Genomic DNA, 19,237 nt, shown 5'->3' with positions numbered 1-19,237 from the left:
TTACATAAAACCGACCTTTTAATTACCACACACAGTGCAAAATAGGTAATTGCAAACGCTACTGCCGTTTGACAGCAGCGCATAACATCACCTTGCTTTAATGGTCATCGTCACACCTGCGGCTGGCGAATAGCCTCTCAAATCAAAATGCCAATTACCGGACTCGGGGAGCGAAATGGTACAAGTTTCTTCATTGCCATATTTGTAAGGGCGACATCGAAATTGGGAGGTTGACGACTGAGTGCCAAAATTGACATACAAATCTGCATCGCCTGTTCCACCTGAAATTTTCACTGTCAGATCTTGATAACTACTCCCTAAAGCCAGAGACGTTCGCCACCACTGCCCAGAAGATACGCTCAAATCGGTGTATGTTTGGTCAATTGGCGTTGGCTCTGTTGGTGGTGGTGTTACACTGCCTGCAGTTTTGGCTAACTCGGCAATATACGCGCTCGCCAACTTTGCAAAATGAATTGAATGATCCGCGTCGTACTCAGTATCATTGGCAGTGTGTATCAAACGATTTGACTCTCTCATCCGTGACTCAAATGGAAATGACGCAGGAAAGCTCTGTTGATACCAAGATGCATGATCAGAACAACCATAACCGCAACGATCAAAGCCATAGCTCACGCTCGTTAAATACCTATCAAGCAACTGGCTCATAAAGTTATTTTGTGCGCTATTGGTATAATCGGTAATGAACACGATATCGTACTGACCACCTTTATGCCCAGACATATCAAATTGCGCCATACCAACTACATTTTTACCCGATGCTTTATAATCTTGGGCGATCGCTTTGGAACCTCTAAGTCCAACTTCCTCTGCTGCAAACCCCATTATTTTCACTGTTCTTTTCGGCTTATAATTAGTATCCACAATGGCCTTAAGCACTTCACTGAGTACCGCAATTCCTGACGCATTGTCATCGGCCCCTGGCGCTCTACCACTGCTTGGGTTACTGCCATTGATTGAGTCTAAATGCCCACCAATAATCACAATTTCATCGGCCAATTCGCTCCCAGGGACCGTCACCACCACAGAGGACTGCGCCCATGAATGTGTATAGTGCTCCACAGAGATATCCGGGCGGACACTGGCTAAGCTCTCCCAGTGGCTTTTAACCCAGTTTGACGCATCAACACCAGATTGTTGAGTGTAGTAACGATTATAAAACCCGGTCATCGCACTCACGGTGTTTATTAACCCCGTGGTCGATACTTTTCCCATTAAAGCTTGCACTGTTTCAGGGTTATCAATTGAGTATGTTAATTCTGGCTGGTTATTATGAGCATACTCTAATGTGCTCAAATAAGCCTTTGCTTCTGCTTCACTATCATGAGCAACAAACCCACCACATCTGTGATACTGCTCATGCATAAAGTGACTGAGGTTTTCGTGCTCTGCCTCATGCATTAATAAAATATCAGCTTCTTGGTGAGTGTGACTAGCTTGGATATATGAACGACCTTTAACAGAATTTTCTAATTGGTAGTGATGACTTGCTGATGCACCTAACGTAATCCATTTTTTTTCAGATACTGCATTTGATAAAGAGGAAAATGTAAGATACGCCAACAAACATAAGTATTTGCTTGTACGCATAATTTATCCTTTGGAAGATATCAAAAAGGCGGCATGTCGCCGCCTTCATCAAGTAAGTCCTAGTTTGCTTTGATATTCAATGTCACGCCACTGGCATTACTATAACCACGTAAATCTATGTGCCACGTCCCTGATTGAGGGTTCGTGAAAGAGCAAGATTCACTATTGCCATTTTTATATGGACGACATTGGTATGAAGATGTAGAAGAAGCTGAACCAAAGTTGACGTAGAGGTCAGCATCACCACTTCCCCCTGAAATCGATACAGTTAAATTTGCGTATCCGGCATTGAGCTCTTGTGTATACCTAGCCCACTGCCCTGTAGACACAGATACATTACTTTCTGTACGATCTATAGGCGGTGTATTATTGCTTCCATCTGAGTAATTTCCCGTTAGTGATACACCAGATATTTGATTCCATGCTTCAACCATCACAAAATAAGTACCAGCTTGAATATTCGCTATTGGGCAAGACTCATTACTCGTAGAGGAAGTGCTCTTACAATCATAAGTTTGTAAGGTAGGTCTGGCACCAAACTTCACATATAAATCAGCGTCACCAGTTCCCCCAGTTGTGGTAAATTTAAGGTTGCTTGACCCTGCAGGCACATTCAATACAAAGAATTGCTGTGATTTAGCTGCACCACTGATGCCAGTGCGAGCTACACCGTTTGTTAACTCTTCATCAGTAGGCGGTGTACCACAGCTACTGCCTGAACTCAGTTGAGATGTGACACCCACTAACGCCAAAGCAGCCTTCACATCATCTGGGTTGTAACCAAGGTCGCATGCAGCATCCATCACCCCATTACCAGCCAGATCCCAATCTGTACTTGCCGTCCAATACATCTGATTCGCTTTGGCCATAACCACAAAAGCTTTTTTAGTGTCCCAGCCAGCCGTTGTTGCTAAATGATAAAAGGCTTTGTTGAACACACCAGAAGAGTGATGCACATCCATACCTGAAGTAAAGTTTGATTGATGGTCAATTGAACGACCATCTTTCGTAGGATCATTCATATATCGAAGTGCACCGCTTCCTTTGAATATATCTTGTCCGACCAACCAGTCATTGCTCCCTCTCATATAAAATTCTGCAGCTTCGCCAGCCATATCAGAAAACGCCTCGTTTAAACCACCAGACTTATTACGGTAGATTAACCCTGAGTTTTGTTCTGTAAAACCATGGCTCACCTCGTGTGCAGACACATCCAAACTTACCAGTGGGTAAAATCTGTCTTTACCGTCACCAAAAGTCATCGAACGTCCATCCCAGAACGCATTTTCGTAATTATTGCTGTAGTGAACTCGCATTTGTAATTGAAAACTCAGTGGTGCCGTACCTAACCAATCACTGTACATATTGAACACCACATTACCAAAATAGTGCGCATCATTAAGCGGTGAATATGCGCCATTAATTTCTTTGACTGTGTTTTCTGGGCAAGTGAAGCTATGCGCGCTAGAACCGCTGCTACCATGATTTAAATGAATGGTCTTTACATTGGCATTGTTCATTGTACAGGTATTACCTGACTGGCTAACATCCAAGTGGCCATAGTCAGTGCCATATTGATAACGACCTGTTTTTTGGTTCCCACCGGGACCTGTTGCGTTAGCATGTTGAATATTATCATAGCTGAGTAACACTTCCCCAGTATGCGCATCAACAATTTGATATGGTCTGGATGGTGAGTCGCCATACGTGACATGCGAAAGCTCATAAACCAAACGAGCTTGATTATTTTTATCTACCCATATAGCGAGCTGCTCTGTCTCATGAAATGTTTTTTGCGCCAACTGCGTTGCTGGTAATGAGGCAGTCGATAAGGCTTTAGCCTGTGCCGCGGCCAAGCTCGGCTTAACTGACATGACATCTGCATTAATGCCGTATACAGCAGCACCATGTGCGTGCTTCAACAGACCCTGCTTATCAAAAGTTAAACTGACCGTGTCTCCAATAACAGGTAGGCCTTGATACATTTGCTGATAACGATGAGTCACCGAGCCATTCTTGTGTTTAAAGCTTTTTAGTATTTTTAGCGAGTCATCAGTAGAAAGGCCGATTAATTGATTTGCGGGGGTTGAGAGTAAACTCATCGATCCTGACTGCAGCATGATATTTAAGTTATTATGTTGATTTAAATACTGCTTTTGCGCAGCGTTTGCAGCACAACTCAATACCGCAAGAGTGGCGAGAGTTAATTTAGTTATTTTATGGTGTTTCACTTTATGCTCCTTGATTGTGTGTATTACATTCAAAAAATACCTGAATGTGCACCTTGATTGGATGCATAGTTGAGACTAGCTAAACAAAACAAAAAATAAACCTTTAATTTACATAAATTAAACTTATGGTCGACTGTATTTTTTAATCAATACTTTCATGAAGTTAGATAAATTAAGACAAAATTCACAGTATAAATATGACCAAAATGTAAACAAAATACTACAAAATCAATATTAGATTATCAATAACGATTTAAGGGCATAAACGAATGGGATTCATGCGCGTGCAATTCGCCCATTTAAGTGGACTAAAGAGATATCTTCATTTGTTTTATAATAAAGTTGAACAGATGATTTATATGAACTTTTGCACACGCGGGGTTAAAATTCGTAGGTGTAACGCAATCTCAGCTGCCTGCCCTTTTGAGGCACCCTGCCATCGTACCTTCTGGGATCGAATGCATCGGTAGACTTATCAAACACATTCTGGACTTGTAACGCAACTCCTTGTTTATCGTTTATTTTCCATCCAATCGTTGCGCCAAATAACCAATGACTTGGCTGATGGTAAGGTGAAAACTCAGGATCATCAGGTAACACAGCAGGGATAACCGTGATGCTGTCTCTCCATATACCGTTGACGGAGTATTGCATATCTCCTTGGCTATAATTGAATACTATCGAACCAAACTTTTTGTAACTAGGGTTAAACGGTAAATCGATGTATTGGGTGAATGTGCTAGATAACCAAGCTGATTCATTTATATGCAACGTACCGCTAAATTCAAAACCTTGCATGCTAGTTTCAAATACATTGTCAAACGTAAAACGAGATAATGCTTCGTCCACAGGAATTAAATTAATAAAATCTTCTAATTCATTATCAAATAAAACCAAATCCACTTGCCAATTATCATTTTTTGCATGCCATACTAATTCTGTCGTTTTTAAATATTCTGCTTTTAGATTTGGGTTCCCAACGGTCACTTCATCATTTGAATGCAGCTCATTACTAACAGGCGCTCTAAATGCCTCGCCATACTGTAGCTTAAAAGTATGTACAGGATTAAATTGATAAATGAGTGCCAATCTTGGTGATAATTTACGATCGATGTCAATCACATCATCATAACGAAGCCCCGTAAATACAGTGATAGATTCAGTGAGGGTATATTTAACTTGCGTATAAACGGCGTAAGAGTCAAAGCTAGCTTCGAGCGGCTCAAAAGGCTCATGATTGCTAATAACTTGAAGACCACCAAGGTAAAAAGGCTCATCTACAAAAATCTGCCCAGTCTCAGGGTTGTAATAATTAGTGTAGACATCAGCACGAGATTGCTCTTCCCAAGAATACTCAGCACCAAAAATCATATTGAGAGACTGGTTATATTCATAAACAGTTTCGCTGTTTAAGGTAAGATCTCTTGATTGCCAACGTGGGCCTACAAAAAAATCATGGTCTAATTGAAGTTCTTCTGCACTGGCGATTAATCCTGCACTTTTTATGTCATGCTTTATAAATTCTAATCTTGTCGTATTTGAAAGTGAGTCACCCCAGGATGATTTTACTTCTAATTGCATACCCAGATTGCGACTGGTGTGCCTATTATCTTTAGACTCACCTGATAAATTAATAAACTCATCTAATCGTGTCTCAGTGTTATGAATAGCAAATCGCCAATTCTCCCAATTTAACTCAACCTCAACGAACCTACCATCAATCGGATCTCGCACTTTCGCTTCAAAGTATTCATCTCCATCATCTCTGTATAAAGAGCCATTAGCTTGAAGTGATAGACCATTTTCAAACGTATGATGAACGCTTAATGCGCCTTGATACATACCATTGTCGCCAACAGCAGCCATAAACTGGTTAGAATTTTTCTTTGTAACGATATTCATCACGCCTAAAAAAGCATTGCTGCCATACAAAGCGGAACCAGGTCCTCTGATAAACTCGACTTTTTCTACTATTTCAACGGGGATAAAAGGAGCATAAACAGAAGCTTTGCCAAAAGACGCATCGTTAAGCCTTTGCCCATTGAGCATGACCAACACATTACCGCTGTCTAAATAGATACCTCGTGCGTGCTCTTTTGGCACAGCACCAACCCAATCGCCGCGAGTTGACTGCATGCCAGGCACGAAGTTCATGAGTTCATATACATTGGCGACACCTAATAATTGAATATGTTGACGATTAAAAACGGTCGTACTCGACGGCACAGTGGTAGGTGATTCAGTGGTTTTAGTGGCTAAGGTAATGTTGACGTCAAGCAACTCCTCAAAGCTCAACTCAAATAGCTCTTCTTGAGAAGCAATTGCATTAAAGCAAAAAAGAAAGACAAAAATAAGCGGGACTGTTTTTTTCATATTGAGCCTGACTACTGATACCGTAACAAGCTCAACTCAGGTGAACAATTTCACCCAATTTTGCTTACACAGTTACCGTTCATACATCTAAATAATACGCATGAAATGTAACTGTGCAAGTTTTTACTTAAGTTTTATGCAGCCTGTAACTTCTTTGCCTTGAAATACTTATACAAGCCAATCAAGGAAGCAACTATCCAAAATAGCTCAATTACAAAGCTCGCTAGGTTGAAGTTGTAGCATAAACTAATAAGTAGCAGGATTGCACCAGAGAGGTTCATGAGGTTATATTTGAGGCCATCAGGTGTGACCTTTTCAAGTTGCAGTAAGAAAAACGCACCAACCACAAGAAAAGTACCAGTCATACCTATTACATCAAATAAAATGTCAATCATGTTTTTGTCCATATATTTTGTGGATACTCACCCAAACACGCTGGCCCTTTTCCATGGGTAGGGTGACTTTCAATCGTTGAAACAGCACAAACTCATGAATTATCTTAAAAGCATGATGATTGAGACAGGATATTTGTCCTTATATTGAAATCACTTATTTAAAAGTCACTTTATTGCCAACAATTTTGAGTGCAGGTGCCCCCCTTATCAGAGTCTTTCTGGAAAACTCTTGTTCGCAATCAGGGCAATGAGTTTGATTGATAGTATGATCGACACTAATTCGTTCGACAAAGCATTTTATGAGGCTGCCCTTACCGCCTTTTCGGTACTTGAACAATTTAGCTTTGCACTTAGAGCAAAACACATCGACTGTCCGAGTAGGGCCCTTTTTATTAGGTTTGGCCAATTAATTTAAACTCCCAACCACAAATCCGATCAAAGTAAATTGTAACGTATGATAACCCGCATTCACTAGAAATAGTTTTAGAGGCCTTTGCTCAAACAAGTAACTAATCCCAAACGACGTGGTGACAAAAGTAACCCCAATAAACAGACCAAATGTCATCGCATCCAATACTGAAGGGCCTTTTCCAACTAACATCGCGACAGCAACCGAAGCCAAAATACAGAGCATAAATGAGCCTAAGAATATGGCTTTATGGTCGGCGTGTTTTAAGTCGAGTTCAGTTAACCCTGCCCCTTCTAACCACGCCTGTTGGAACATCAATGGAGAATACCACAGGCCTCCGAGCAAAAAAGAGCTCAATGCAGCTAACAGTACTGCCACTATATTAACTTCGAATACATACATTAGCATTTGCCCCATTGTTCAACTATTTTCAATTTAGTTAAAATCTATCAATTGAGCAATGTAAGAGCCAAAGTTGACTATTTTGATACTGGCCTTTTTTGCAACTTGCGCTGTAAAGTTCTTCTATGCATATTGAGCTGACGAGCCGTTTCCGACACATTGCCCTCATTTGCTTGCAATGTTTGTTGGATATGCTCCCACTCCAATCGCTCTGGTGACATTGTTGACTCAAATGTGTCTTCTATCGCCACCTCTTCACCAAGTAGTTTTTTTGCGATCAACTTCGTGTCCGCTGGCTTTGTCAGATAATCATCCGCTCCCAGCTTTATCGCTTCAACCGCGGTCGCGATACTGGCAAAACCAGTTAGCAAAACTAATATACAGTTGGGAAGCGCTTCTCTAATTTGTGCGATATGCTGCAAACCAGATGAATGCTCGAGCTTCATATCTAGCAGCACATACTCAGGTAAAAACGCGCTGCACTGAGATAAAATATCTCTTTCATAATTCACTACTTGACACTCAAAGCCCATCTTTGCCATCCGCCTCGCGAGCGTATTTGAAAAGGCGACATCATCCTCAATAATTAATAACCTCATGATACACCTACTATCGGTAATACAGCGGTAGACAGGACACCACCTTCTGCCAAATTTTCAAGGTGTAATTCACCATTTACTCTCTCTAACGTTGCATGAGTTAACAACAACGCCATACCAAAACCAGTATCACTTTCGACAATAGATTTGCCCAAATCATCTAACTTCTTCTGGGCAATTCCTTTCCCTTCGTCTTTGATCAATAAATACCATCTCTCCCCTTCTGCATATGCTGTCAATTCAATATGATACTTATCAGCACGTTCATTTGCTTTTGCCGCATTCACAATCAAATTTAGCAATGAAGGCACTAACATCGGATCACCATTAATCTCAACAGAAGATGTCTTTTCAACAATTGACAAAGATTGTTCTGGATATTGAAGCGTCATTAACTCTTCTAGTTGCGCTATGACAAATTGTGTAGATTGCGCCTTTTCTTGACGCTTCAATTTAAGCAGCTCTGTTTGCTCTCTAAAACTATCTAATTGAATACGACACTGCGAAAGCGGTCCATACATCTCAGAGACAGCAGGGTGCTCAGGGAAGTCCTCGCGAAGTTCCTCCAACAATAAATTTAGATGAGCAATTGGCGTTGCGAGTTGATGCGTTACCTGTGCAGCGGCACTACCTAATGCTAAAAGCTGCTCTTGCTGTAATTGCTTTTCGCGCGTTTTAGCCAAAAGCGCCTCTCTCTCTCGAATGCGCTTCACAAGTATTGCGACAACACCGACTGTTACAACCACCATGAAAACAAAATTCACAAACATGCCTAGCAAGTGCTCGCCCATATGCATACCATGGTGATGCATTGGCATAGTCACGGCCAAATACAAATAACCATATGAGAGCAACGCACTCGCTGATACAAATAACACGTAACCAATTGAAACGGTAACCGCGGCTATAATACAAGGTAAGAGTAATAATGAAACAAAAGCGTTACTTGCACCGCCTAAAAAAGACAGTAAAACAGATAAAAAGACGATGTCTGCCATCAACTGTAAAGTCATGGCCCTTTCTGAAATTTCTCTGCTTCTACGATACAAAACAATGCTAACGAGTTGAAACAGTGACTCTAATGCTATCACCGTAAAAACAGGCTGATGGGGGATGCTTTTGTCGAGCAATAAAATTGAAATTAACACCAAAATAAGCTGTAAGACAATCGCAATCGAACGCAGTAAAAGCAGCTGTCCAAGTGCAGATTGGGGCGAGAAAGCAATAACCATGTAGCAAGCCTAAAAGCAAATGAGGACGTACTTTACCCGATCAACCTCCCAACTTAAAGGCACGAGAGCTAGAAATGCTCAATCATATTTGAGAATAAACTCTGGGCTGGGTGTACCTTGATGAAAGAGTAACTGCCACCCTGCTCCGTTGTTACGCCATAAAGACATTCTGAGAGAAAACTGTAAGTTAGAATAAGCATTACGTCGATAGGCCGCATGATAAGTAAGCTGTGCTATCGTCTCACTTAACATTTGCCCTCTAAAGTCTTGGTTATAAAACTGCGGTACTTTTTCGCTTGGCAACCGCGACAGTACATGCCGTTTATCAAACAATAATCCATTGGCAGAAATTTCGTAAAAATCATCATCCAATAACAAAGATAAGCGCTCTTTAGATTCTCTTACATGTGGTTCAAGTAAGCGTCGCTCTAAGGATATGAGTTCATCAAGTAGTTCTTGAGTGATTTTCTGAGTCATAAACAGCTGATATCTGACCTGTTTCTCATACAATTCTAGTCAAATGTACCAATTCAACAAGGTATTCTTTGTGTACAAATCAATAGTTTGTTATAAATATGCAATTAACTCAGTGGTCGGATTTGATTAAGAGACACTATGATATATGCAAAAATTACAGGTTGGGGTAAAGCAGTACCACCAGCTTCTATCAGCAATGATGAAATGAGCACCATTGTTGATACCACAGATGAATGGATAACAACGCGTACAGGGATCCGTGCTCGTCGCGTTAGTCACGTAAGCACAGCTGAATTGGCCACCATAGCCAGTAAACAGGCCCTAGCCTGCGCAGATGTGAGTGGTGAGGATATTGATTTAGTGTTACTGGCTACCTGTACACCTTCAACTATGGTTGCCAATACAGCCTCTCTGGTACAAAAAAACATTGGTGCTACCGGTGCTGCAGCCTGCGATACCAATGCCGCTTGCTCTGGGTTTCTTTATGCTTTACAAAATGCAACTGCACAGATCCAGTCTGGTATGATCAAAAAAGCAGTCGTTGTCGCTGCGGAGCGCATGACTTGGTATATCAACTGGGCTAAAAGAGACAGTGCAGTGTTATTTGGTGATGGCGCTGGTGCAGTTGTACTGGAAGCGAGCTCAGAACCAAGCGGTTTACTAGGTACAAAAACCGGTTGTGATACTGAAGATAGAGATATTTTACACATAGCCAACTACGGAACAGACTTAAATAAATATGAGGCAGTTGGCCCATCTGACCTATTGTTTGAAGGCCGTGAAATCTTCAAGCGCGCAGTAACCGGTATGAGCTTGGCGTGCGATGACGTTATGGATAAAGCGAAGCTCAACCTTGATGACATTGACGCCCTTATTCCTCATCAGGCTAATCTTCGTATTATCCAAGCAATACAGAAAAAGTTAGATATCGAAGACGAAAAAGTGATTGTCAACATCGACAAGTATGGCAACACATCAGCTGCAACAATTGCAATCGCGCTATGTGAGGCTGTCGAACAGGGGATGATCAAGCCACATGCTAACATTATGTCTGCCGCTTTTGGCGCTGGGCTAACTTGGGCTGCAAGTTACATAAAGTGGGGTGAACGCATTACACCTCTCGCAACTTCAGACTATACATTTACACCTTGTGAACAATCAGGACTTGAGCTCGTTCAAGATGCCGTCACAGCTTGTAAAAATAATACTTAATCACTGTGAGCAGTAGCATCCGCTACTGCTCGAAATACTCCATCATACCTGATAGTATTAGTGCTTCAGCACTCGAAAGACCACTGCGTCTTTAAACACTCTGCTTTGTTACATTGACTACTTTAAATAATGCTTAATTCCTTATTTTGACGCTGTATAATCGTCTTACATTTAGAATTGCTTTTGATTATTTCAATTAGAGTAGTAAATATACAACTGGTGTTTGCTACACAATCAAAATTACTGACAACAAGCTAGTTATTAGGGGAATATGGTGTTTAAACCTCATTCAGAGATTAGCCAACTCGAACCACAAATCGTTTGGCAATTTTTCGACCAAATTTGTTCCATCCCACATCCATCTAAACATGAAGAAGCACTTGCTCAATTTATTGTTAACTGGGCGAATTCAAAAGATTTAGCCACGCGTCGCGATAAAACCGGTAATGTCTTTATCAAAAAGCCTGCAACCGAAGGCATGGAAAATAGAAAGCCTGTCGTTTTGCAAGCACACATTGATATGGTGCCTCAAAAAAATGATGATACAGCGCATAACTTCGAAACCGATCCAATTAGACCATTTATAGACGGTGACTGGGTAACGGCTGACGGCACTACGCTAGGCGCAGACAACGGTATTGGTATGGCTTCTTGTCTTGCAGTACTTGCCTCAGATGACGTTGCACATGGACCACTGGAAGTCATTTTAACGATTGACGAAGAAGCGGGTATGACTGGCGCATTTGGTTTAGAAGCGGGCTGGCTAGAGGGTGAGATTTTACTCAACACCGACTCTGAACAAGAAGGCGAGATCTACATGGGCTGCGCAGGCGGCATTGATGCTGGCCTAACACTTGATATCGAGAGACAAGAAAAATCAGCCCAGCAGACTTATTTAGAAATTTCTTTGAAAGGCCTAAAAGGAGGTCACTCTGGCGTAGATATTCATACCGGACGTGCCAACGCAAATAAGCTGTTAGCTCGCACATTGAAGCATCACCTTACAGATATTGAGTTCCAAATTGTTGAATTCAAAGGTGGCTCTTTAAGAAACGCAATTCCACGTGAAGCCTACACAACCATTGCAATTCAAGACGCAGACATCAATAAAGTCTCTACCTATATTGAGCAAGTACAATCTCTCATGCGCCAAGAGTTGTCAGCTATTGAGACGGGCCTCACTTTCAATGTTAGTCAAACAGAGAGTGCGCTAAATCCACTGACATTAGCCAGCACTCAGCAACTGTTATCCCTATTAAATGCATGCCCTAATGGCGTCGTTCGAATGAGTGATGATATTAAAGGCGTCGTAGAAACCTCATTAAACTTGGGTGTGATCACGACACAAGCGGACAGCATAGAAATATTATGCCTGATCCGCTCTTTGATTGACTCAGGTAGAAAAGATGTTGAAGGTACTTTGTCTTCATTGGCAGAGCTTGCCGGTGCCAAAGTTGAGTTTTCTGGTGCTTATCCTGGTTGGAAACCTGAGCCTGAATCAGAACTAATTCATATCTTCAGAGACATGTACGAAGGTATTTATGGTAAAAAGCCAGATATCATGGTGATACATGCAGGGCTTGAGTGTGGTTTATTTAAAGAACCATATCCAGAGATGGACATGATATCGTTCGGCCCGACCATTAAGTTTCCTCATTCTCCTGATGAGAAAGTACATATTGAATCTGTCGGCTTATACTGGCAACAAATGAAAGCATTACTTTCAAACATACCAGTTAAAACGGCTTAAATAGTAAAAAAAACGGCTCATAAGAGCCGTTTTTATGTGTATTAATTAGGAGAAGCGTTTTTGTAAGTATGAAAATGTAGCCCTAAGGCCCAAACCTTCACCACCCACAGGTCTCCCTGGCAAATGACGAACATTCCACGCCATCACATCAAAGTGTAACCACGGCGTATTTTCAGGCTCAACAAACTCTTTTAGGTATAGCGCAGCTGTGATAGAGCCGCCAAAAGGTGTCGAACCACAGTTTGAAATATCTGCTATATCGCTTTTGAAAAGACCTTTATATTGATCAAACAGAGGCAGTTGCCATACTGGATCATTATGCTCCAAGCCCTCAGCAATGATGTCATTAGCGATTTTCTGATCTGTACTATAAAAACCAGGTAACTCAGTACCTAAAGCAATACGACATGCACCTGTTAAAGTAGCAAAGTCAATCAATAGGTCAGGGTTTTCAGTTTGCGCTTCAGCCAATGCATCACATAATACCAAGCGCCCTTCTGCGTCCGTATTATCAATCTCTACTGTGATCCCTTTACGAGTCACAATGACGTCACCAGGTCTGAACGCGTTTTTCGAAACGGCATTCTCAACCGCCGGCACTAACACGCGTAATCTAACAGGCAGGTTTGCCGACATGATCATATGTGCAAGTCCAAGAACATGAGCAGCGCCACCCATGTCTTTTTTCATATTGCGCATGCCCGCAGCAGGTTTCAGGTCTAATCCACCAGAATCAAAACACACACCTTTACCAACTAAGGTTAACTTTGGCGCGTTTTCATCACCCCAAGTTAAATCCAACAAACGAGGCTTGTTATCACTAGCGCGGCCAACCATATGAATAGTTGGGTAGTTGTGCTCAAGTAATTCATCTCCAATCAACTGTTTAAATTCAGCATCAAATTGCTCAGTTAATTCAATGAACGTTTCTGCTAAATGTTGAGGCATCATGTCAGCCGCAGGCGTATTTACCAAATCGCGAACCAAGTATATACCAGTTGTAATATCAGAAACTTTTTTACAAAGTTGCTCATTGGAAATGGCTAATTTAGCTTGAATAGGTGCCGCTTTTTTATAAGCGTTATATTTATATGCGCCGAGAATATAACCGGTTGCAGCTCTTTCAATTAGATCTTCACTGCCAACAAATCGATATAGACCTTTTGGCAATTGCTTAGCAAGGTCTCCAGCGAGCCATTGATCATCAAGCGACTCAACAACACAGACAACACTTGATAACTCACCGCTAGTCAAATCAGGTATCAGCAATACATTCTGACCTTCTTGGCGAGTCGCCAATACAAAGCTTTTTGACGGTTCTGCGTGGTCTGATAGCCAACTATCAAGGTTTGCTTCTGTGGTAAGATGAATTGGTGTTCCTTCTTGGGAATGAACGAGTAAAGTACTCATACGTGCCTCTTATTCTAAGTTGTATTGCCTCAAGGATAACAATAACTGACACACAATTCACCGTTATAAGGGTAAGTTTTTTCTGTATTTTGGTAAACACAATATCAATTAAACGTAATAGACAAATCGCCACAAAACACGAAACCTCTTAATCAGCTTTTATATGGCTGTTACTTCTTTTTGTCTGCTTTTTTAATTGCAAAAGAGCTAGGTAAAACTTCTACACCAAACTTATTCCCTAGCGCGATGATTAAAGGGATGGTGATTGGCGCAAATGGTAAAATGGCGAACACGCCTAGGCCTAAACCTTTTAAAACATCTACGAATTGCTTATTAGCGACTTTGAGTTCTGATCTCGTTGCGTTCCCCAACGTGTATCTCTTATAGATATCAAGCATCTCTTCCGTTTCTTGCTTTTCTTGCGCTAGGGCTACTTTCAAAGCAATCAGGGTACGTTTGATCCTTAACCTTTGTCTTTTTCTACTTATTCGTGCCACCCGTATAGGTGCTTTATGCACGACCTTTATCAATCGCATTGACAACCAAAATCAGCTTATTTTCTGACATTCTAGCAAACTTCTATATAAAAATCGTGCGGATATTTGGTCCAAACCAAAGTGGCATTTAAACCTCGATCGCACTCACACAAAATAATAAATGCCACAGTGTTAAATAAATGGTTTAAACAATCCTAAAATTATCAACAAAACCAATTTAAAATAGCGCTCCCTTGCAATTAACAATCCATCCCAGTACCTTTTATATTAACAAAAAACAGTTAAAACCATCATGAAACGTCTAAAAAAACGTTTTATTTAAAAATAAATACAATTAAATCAAACAAAAGATTGAACTTAACAAATTGAATGCTACATTTATACACGTGTTAATTGGTTGATTAAAACTATGTGAAAACACAATATTGCATATTGCAATTTAGTATACAAAAAATTTAGAAAAACTGGGGAAACAGGATGAAACTACAGAGATGCAAGCTAAGAAAGGCTATTCAGTATGCTATTTCTACGACTGCAGCAACAACCGCGCTTTTAGCATTTGGTGTTCAAGCGGATGCCAGAGAAGAAGGCGCCAATAAAGATATAGAAAAGATCGCCGTGGTTGGTTCGAGGGCAGCACCAAGGTCAATTGGAGAGTCACCGGTACCGATTGATATTATTGGTGGTGATGAATTAAGTAAGGCTGGTGGCGATGACATGCTTGAGCTTCTTAAAGGATCAGTACCTTCGCTCAATGTCCATGCAAACCCGATCAGTGATGCTGCAAGTCTTGTGAGACCTGCTAACTTACGCGGCTTGCCTGCTGATTCGACATTAATTCTACTTAACGGAAAACGTCGTCACCGCTCTTCTGTTATTGCATTTTTAGGTGGTGGTATCAATGATGGTGCACAAGGACCAGATATTTCTGTTATCCCAAGCGTCGCCCTGAAGCAGGTCGAAGTGCTTCGTGATGGTGCTGCTGCACAATATGGCTCTGATGCAATAGCAGGTGTTTTGAACTTTGTACTTAAAGATGCTTCAGAAGGCGGCAGTTTTTCTGTTAAACAGGGCGAGTATTATGAAGGGGATGGTGATACAACAACATTTGAAGGTAACGTTGGCCTACCATTCACTGATCAAGGCTTTGTAAATTTAAGCTTTCAATATAAAGAAGCAGACGCTACGAGTCGAAGCGTTCAAAGACCAGATGCACAAGCCTATATAAATGCCAACGTAGAAGGTGTGAGAGATCCAGCACAGATTTGGGGTGCACCAGAGATAAAAGACGATATTACCCTGTTTGGTAATGTTGGACTTGAATTAAGTAATAGCTCTGAATTTTATATGTTTGGTAACTATTCAGAACGTGATGTAAAAGGTGGATTCTATTATCGTAACCCTCAAACCCGTCCGCAAGTCTACTCTAATGATGGCGGCGATACCTTATTAGTTGCTGACCTAGATGGCGTTGGTACAGGCATTGGTTGTCCAACCGTAAGCCTTAAAGATGCAGATGGTAACCGCATACATAATGTTGCAAACATCGTCGCATACCAGCAAATTGCAGCAGACACAGAGCTAGGTAGAAATTGTTTTGCATTCAATGAGATTCTGCCAGGCGGCTTTACACCTAACTTTGGCGGCAACATCACGGATACATCACTGACCATCGGCACAAAAGGTGAGTTTACTGAAGGCTTTATGGAAGGCGGCTTCTATGATGTCAGTGGCTCTGTCGGACGAAATGAATCTCGTTACTTTATCACCAATACGGTGAATGCTTCACTAGGTGCTGAAACACCGATGGAGTTTAGCCCAGGTAAATATATTCAGTTAGAGAAAAACTTTAATTTGGATGTATCAAAAGGCTTCGACTTTGACCTAGCTTATGAAGTAAATGTCGCAGCAGGCCTTGAATGGCATGAAGAAACCTTTGAAGTTATTGCAGGTGATGAAGCTTCTTTCATTGCAGGCCCACTTACACAACAAGGCTTTGGTATCGGTTCGAACGGTTTCCCAGGTTTCCAACCAGCTGCGGCAGGCGAGTTTGCTAGACGTAACTATGCTGCATATGTTGACGTTGAAACGCCTTTCACAGACGACTTCTTAATGGGATGGGCGCTAAGATATGAGGATTATGACTCATTCGGATCGACAACCAACTTCAAAATTATGGGTCAATATCAACTGACAGATGATTTGTCAGTTCGAGGCTCTGTTAGCACAGGTTTCCGTGCGCCGACAGTGGGTCAGGCAAATGTTAGTAACGTTCAAACAAACCTGAGCAGCGGCGTATTAGTCGACTCAGCCCTTCTTCCACCAACAAACCCGGTTTCGGAAATTCTTGGTGGTACTGAGCTACAACCTGAAGAATCTGAAAGTTACACATTGGGTTTTGTATATCAAACGGGCGACTTGTTCCTAACCATCGATTACTACAACATCCAAGTTGAAGACAGACTCAGTCAATCTGAAAAAATTAACTTAACACCTGCACAAAAAGAAGCATTAAAAGCTGACGGTGTGCCAAACGTTGACAGTATAGCTCAGGTATCTTTCTTTACTAATGACTTTGATACCACAACACAAGGTGTCGATGTTGTCGCTAACTACTCTATGGACCTGTTAGGTGGTTTTGCAACTTTCAGCATGGCATATAACTGGAATGAAACTGAAGTCGATAAGTTTTCTGACATTACTGGCGCTTTCAAGGTTAAACGCCTAGAGAATGACTTACCACAACATCGCGCCACTTATACGTGGACACAACAATGGGAAGATTTCTCTGGCTTTATTCGCTACAACTACTTTGGTGAATATCAAGGTGTTCACGTTGACTATGATGCAACAGCAATCATGGCAGACCCGAACTTTACTTTTGATGCCGAGTTAACGTACTACGCGACAGAGAATATCAGCTTAACAGTAGGTGCAAATAACATCTTTGACCAAGATGCAGAGAAAGTCATAGACTTTCTTGAAGATGGTGCTACTGAACTGACGCCTTCAAATACTTGGGGGGGTGTATATTACGAAACCTCTCCATTTGGTATTAATGGTGGTTTCTACTATGTTAAAGCAACTTATACGTTCTAAACTTTATCTGTAACCCAGAAGCAAAAGAGGAATTAGCGATGGCTATTTCCTCTTTTTATTTTTATCATTAAAATAAACTGCTTAAGAACATGTTACTTTTAGACCGTGCAACTGAATTACTGTTAGAAAATAGGCTTAGAGAAGCTGAATTTATGTTTAAGCAAGTGCTTAAACAAAACCCAAAAAATGGCAAAGCCCTATTCGGACTTGGCAGAATATGTATGCGCTTAGAGCAATATGATAATGCCATATATTATCTTAAAAGGGCATGTGAACACCTGCCTAAAATGCTTGATCCCCTCTATGCATTAGCCGATGCTTTTATCGCGGTAGGGTCTCCAGTCGATGCAAAAACCGTGCTTGAATACGCGCTTAGCGTTGCACGACATAATGCACAAATCCATTACCACCTTGGGCAATTCTATTTAGACCATGGGTTTATAGATAATGCCTATCAAGTGTTTAAAAAAGGGCTAGACTGCCCTGCTTCTGGTGTTTCGGTGTTCATGATTTTTGAACTCATGCAACTTGCGCGCCCGGACGAAATTCCGGTTTTAATAGAGCGCCTTAAAGAGTTTGAGAATAAATTCGAGCATCCCACATTTCATATTGTTGCATACCATGCCTATGCAACAGCCCATCAAGCACTTGGCGAGAACAAAGAAGCATTCGAGTATTATAAAAAAGCCAACGAATTGCAGCTCACTCAATGTACATTTAGAACCGCTGATATGTTGCCTTTTTTCAGCCGTTTACTGGATACCTGCGATGATGATTTCTTCTCAAAACCAATTGATAAGGTCAAGTCAACCTTTACTCCCGTGTTCATTGTTGGCTTGCCAAGAACCGGCTCTACTCTATTAGAGCAGATCCTTACTCAACACTCTCAGGTTGGAACCATTGGCGAGAGCATTGTGCTGAGTGACAAAATCGTCCCTTACCTTGAAATGCGTACGGAGCGTAATTTCCCTGAATGTATCTATGACCCCTCAACATCAATGTTGGACTACTGTCGCAGCGTCTATGTTGATGAAATAAAAAAACATCGCGTGCAAGAAGAAGCCGTGATCAATAAATTACCCTCTAACTTTCAAAATGTTGGCTTAATATACAAATTATTTCCTAATGCCCGAGTAATACATTTAACGCGTGAATTTAAAGCCAATGCATGGTCTGTCTATAGTAACCATTTCGCTGAGAATGAACCTTATTTCTGCTCGCTCACTGAATTTGAACTCTATGCAGATATTGAACAACAGGTGATGTCTCATTTTGCAACCCGAATAAAAAGAAATATATATGAGGTAAGCTACGAAAAGTTAATTGAAGAACCTGAGCGCACCATTCAAAAAATTCTTAATTTTATCTATTTAAAATATGAACCAGAGTGTATGGAGTTTTATAAAAGCCGAGCAAAGGTATCGACGTTAAGTAAAACTCAAGTCAGGCAGCCTATTCACACCCGTTCTTTGAGTCGATGGCAAATTTTTGAAGCTCACATTGAAAAAGAATTAGGTAAACCAACGTAACAACAAAGGCTTAC

The 19,237-nt window shown here is 41.2% G+C and carries 15 protein-coding genes; 4 read left to right on the top strand and 11 right to left on the bottom strand.

Annotated features, from left to right (window positions below):
• Nucleotides 1-87 precede the first annotated feature (87 nt).
• The 9 genes from N473_RS16730 to N473_RS16695 form a co-directional block, all read right to left on the bottom strand.
• Nucleotides 88-1,608 carry a M20/M25/M40 family metallo-hydrolase gene (locus tag N473_RS16730; RefSeq protein ID WP_063368926.1) on the bottom strand — a complete coding sequence of 507 codons (1,521 nt, stop codon included), beginning with the start codon at nucleotides 1,606-1,608 and terminating at the stop codon, nucleotides 88-90.
• A 59-nt stretch (nucleotides 1,609-1,667) separates the two neighbouring features.
• Nucleotides 1,668-3,839: a M4 family metallopeptidase gene (locus tag N473_RS16725; RefSeq protein ID WP_063368925.1), complete on the bottom strand. Its 2,172-nt coding sequence runs from the start codon at nucleotides 3,837-3,839 to the stop codon at nucleotides 1,668-1,670.
• A gap of 381 nt (nucleotides 3,840-4,220) precedes the next feature.
• Nucleotides 4,221-6,212: a TonB-dependent receptor plug domain-containing protein gene (locus N473_RS16720; protein ID WP_063368924.1), complete on the bottom strand. Its 1,992-nt coding sequence runs from the start codon at nucleotides 6,210-6,212 to the stop codon at nucleotides 4,221-4,223.
• A gap of 134 nt (nucleotides 6,213-6,346) precedes the next feature.
• The gene (locus N473_RS16715) at nucleotides 6,347-6,607 is read right to left on the bottom strand and encodes a CBU_0592 family membrane protein (RefSeq protein WP_039610969.1); all 261 of its coding nucleotides are present in this window, start codon (nucleotides 6,605-6,607) and stop codon (nucleotides 6,347-6,349) included.
• 154 nt (nucleotides 6,608-6,761) lie between these two features.
• Nucleotides 6,762-7,013, bottom strand: coding sequence for a hypothetical protein (locus tag N473_RS26780; RefSeq protein ID WP_080760258.1), 252 nt, complete (start codon nucleotides 7,011-7,013; stop codon nucleotides 6,762-6,764).
• The gene (locus N473_RS16710; RefSeq protein WP_231099585.1) at nucleotides 7,014-7,433 is read right to left on the bottom strand and encodes a DUF1761 domain-containing protein; all 420 of its coding nucleotides are present in this window, start codon (nucleotides 7,431-7,433) and stop codon (nucleotides 7,014-7,016) included.
• A gap of 62 nt (nucleotides 7,434-7,495) precedes the next feature.
• Nucleotides 7,496-8,017 (bottom strand): response regulator transcription factor, encoded by a 522-nt coding sequence (locus N473_RS16705; protein ID WP_063368923.1) that lies wholly within the window; start codon nucleotides 8,015-8,017, stop codon nucleotides 7,496-7,498.
• Nucleotides 8,014-9,249 carry an ATP-binding protein gene (locus N473_RS16700; protein ID WP_063368922.1) on the bottom strand — a complete coding sequence of 412 codons (1,236 nt, stop codon included), beginning with the start codon at nucleotides 9,247-9,249 and terminating at the stop codon, nucleotides 8,014-8,016. The genes N473_RS16705 and N473_RS16700 overlap by 4 nt, the downstream gene beginning before the upstream one ends.
• 78 nt (nucleotides 9,250-9,327) lie before the next feature.
• The gene (locus N473_RS16695) at nucleotides 9,328-9,726 is read right to left on the bottom strand and encodes a DUF4440 domain-containing protein (RefSeq protein WP_039610280.1); all 399 of its coding nucleotides are present in this window, start codon (nucleotides 9,724-9,726) and stop codon (nucleotides 9,328-9,330) included.
• 138 nt (nucleotides 9,727-9,864) lie between these two features.
• Here N473_RS16695 and N473_RS16690 point away from each other — a divergent pair, with 138 nt between their 5' ends.
• Together N473_RS16690 and N473_RS16685 are read left to right on the top strand one after the other, a co-directional pair.
• Nucleotides 9,865-10,938, top strand: coding sequence for a ketoacyl-ACP synthase III (locus tag N473_RS16690; RefSeq protein ID WP_063368921.1), 1,074 nt, complete (start codon nucleotides 9,865-9,867; stop codon nucleotides 10,936-10,938).
• 274 nt (nucleotides 10,939-11,212) lie between these two features.
• Nucleotides 11,213-12,688, top strand: a complete 1,476-nt coding sequence (locus N473_RS16685; protein WP_063369001.1) for an aminoacyl-histidine dipeptidase — start codon at nucleotides 11,213-11,215, stop codon at nucleotides 12,686-12,688.
• Between the two features lie 45 nt (nucleotides 12,689-12,733).
• Here the strand turns inward: N473_RS16685 and N473_RS16680 are convergent, their stop codons facing one another.
• Both N473_RS16680 and N473_RS16675 read right to left on the bottom strand, forming a co-directional pair.
• Entirely contained in the window at nucleotides 12,734-14,098 is a 1,365-nt protein-coding gene (locus N473_RS16680) for a leucyl aminopeptidase family protein (protein ID WP_063368920.1), read from the bottom strand.
• Nucleotides 14,099-14,268: 170 nt separating this feature from the next.
• Nucleotides 14,269-14,634, bottom strand: a complete 366-nt coding sequence (locus N473_RS16675; RefSeq protein WP_063368919.1) for a hypothetical protein — start codon at nucleotides 14,632-14,634, stop codon at nucleotides 14,269-14,271.
• A gap of 438 nt (nucleotides 14,635-15,072) precedes the next feature.
• Here N473_RS16675 and N473_RS16670 point away from each other — a divergent pair, with 438 nt between their 5' ends.
• Nucleotides 15,073-17,694 carry a TonB-dependent receptor plug domain-containing protein gene (locus tag N473_RS16670; protein ID WP_063368918.1) on the top strand — a complete coding sequence of 874 codons (2,622 nt, stop codon included), beginning with the start codon at nucleotides 15,073-15,075 and terminating at the stop codon, nucleotides 17,692-17,694.
• Between the two features lie 89 nt (nucleotides 17,695-17,783).
• On the top strand, nucleotides 17,784-19,223 hold the full coding sequence (locus N473_RS16665) for a tetratricopeptide repeat-containing sulfotransferase family protein (RefSeq protein WP_063368917.1): 1,440 nt from the start codon (nucleotides 17,784-17,786) through the stop codon (nucleotides 19,221-19,223).
• Nucleotides 19,224-19,237: the final 14 nt, after the last annotated feature.

This window comes from Pseudoalteromonas luteoviolacea CPMOR-1, from assembly GCF_001625685.1.
GTDB classification, from domain to species: Bacteria; Pseudomonadota; Gammaproteobacteria; order Enterobacterales; family Alteromonadaceae; genus Pseudoalteromonas; species Pseudoalteromonas luteoviolacea_K.
The sequence above is the reverse complement of the archived record's forward strand: the minus strand, read 5'-3'. Positions and strand labels throughout refer to the sequence as shown.